This window comes from Chitinophaga sp., assembly GCF_036566945.1.
In the GTDB taxonomy this organism is placed as follows: Bacteria; Bacteroidota; Bacteroidia; order Chitinophagales; family Chitinophagaceae; genus Chitinophaga.
On the sequence record NZ_DATCVJ010000681.1, the window covers coordinates 1 to 1,525 of the forward strand.

Consider the following 1,525-nt stretch of genomic DNA (forward strand, 5'->3'; position numbering starts at 1 on the left):
AGAGTAATTAAAGCTTAGGGTGGGGTCACTAGAAATTACTGGTGGCCCCTCCCTGTAGCCAAGGGGGTCTAGCTATTAGTAGGCGACAGAAAAAACGTACGTCTGATAAATGGAAGTCTTTGGCACGATTTCGAGCATCTACTGTAGCTGGTATGCCCGATGCTCCCGATATTCGTTGTAAGTGTGGCAAGTTTAAATATCGTACCAAAGAATCTGCTATTGCTGAAACGGAGAACTACTATGGCTTTAGGCGCTACTACTGGTGTGATATCAGCGAAACGTACCATATAACCAGTATGAAAGAAAATGACTACAACGTAAAAGTTGTAGATCAGGGATCAGAGGATAACACTATGGGTCGCAGTATGGCTTTTGCTCGGGAAATTGAAGAGTTCATTAAGAACCTTTACCGAGACACGAAGACCTATAAGGTCTCTTCTAAGATGGTGTGTGAAGCATTCCCCCGCCGCAATAAGTCGGAAGTTTATTCCGAGCTGTCCCGTATGCGTAGGGACGGCACTCTTATCTTTACAGGAGAGAAGGTCCCCGATCAGAAGGGCGCGCGTTATTTCGCCCACACTGATATTCTGGACAAGGTAACTTCCCCGACCCCTTACAAGGTTGTCACCCCCACAGCTATTGTTAAGTCCGAGACAAAGACTGGAAATATTGAGATGGTCGAAAAGATTCCTACTCAGCCGGTTTCTAATCCCTTCGACGACGTTAAGCTTCAGCTTGCCGAAATTAAGGCAACGCTTGCAAATCTTAATCCGCAGCAACCTACCGAGACTGATGTTAAGGGATACTTCGACAACAAGTTCGCTGAGCTTTTTAAGCGCTTCGATAAGTCTCCTTCGGTTTCTATTGAAACCATGGATGTTTATTTTAAGGGGCTCCACGATCTTCTTCGTATTAACTTCGAGGCTACTAATACGAATCTCGGAGCGCTTCTGGCTAACGAAAACGGTAGCTATCGCATCCTTAATTCCAAGCTTATTGAAGTGCTTGAATCTCGAAACGAATCGGATGAGTACAAGCGGGGCATTAAGGACGGAATCCGCATCGCGGTTGAAATGGGAATTTTCATTCCTGACGGAGAGTAGTTAAACCACTACACAGCTCAATATGATACAATCCTAGCCTGTGTAGGTTCATCGGCTACAGGGTGTGATCCCACTAACCCCCTGTAGCCCCTTAAGCTTATATCGTCGAGGAGATATTAAGTGGCTAGTTATGAGATTCCTGAAGACCCTGAGCTTCTTAGGGAATGGGTTAAGACTGAAGAAGAAGCGCAAAAGAACGCCGTAACTGCTGTTGCTGATATGGCAACTGAAATTAGAATGCAGCAGCAGGCTGAGCAAGAGCTTATGCGTCAGATTCATGAGATTACGCGTAAGCGTCGGGAACTTGAAGACCAGCGCGATAAGATTAAGCTCGAAGCTCGTGCAAAGATTACGCTTATGGAGCAGGCTAAGCGTAAGCTTCAGACCTTCGAATCTGAGAAGGCTATTAACGCTCGTTATGA

Annotated in this window: 2 protein-coding genes; both read left to right on the plus strand. The window is 45.8% G+C overall.

Features of this window, described 5'->3' with window-relative positions; translation table 11 throughout:
- Nucleotides 1–119: 119 nt before the first annotated feature.
- Entirely contained in the window at nucleotides 120–1,103 is a 984-nt protein-coding gene (locus tag VIP81_RS20640; protein WP_331965614.1) for a hypothetical protein, read from the plus strand.
- Nucleotides 1,104–1,223: 120 nt separating this feature from the next.
- The coding region (locus tag VIP81_RS20645; protein WP_331965617.1) for a hypothetical protein at nucleotides 1,224–1,525 on the plus strand (302 nt) is incomplete at its 3' end.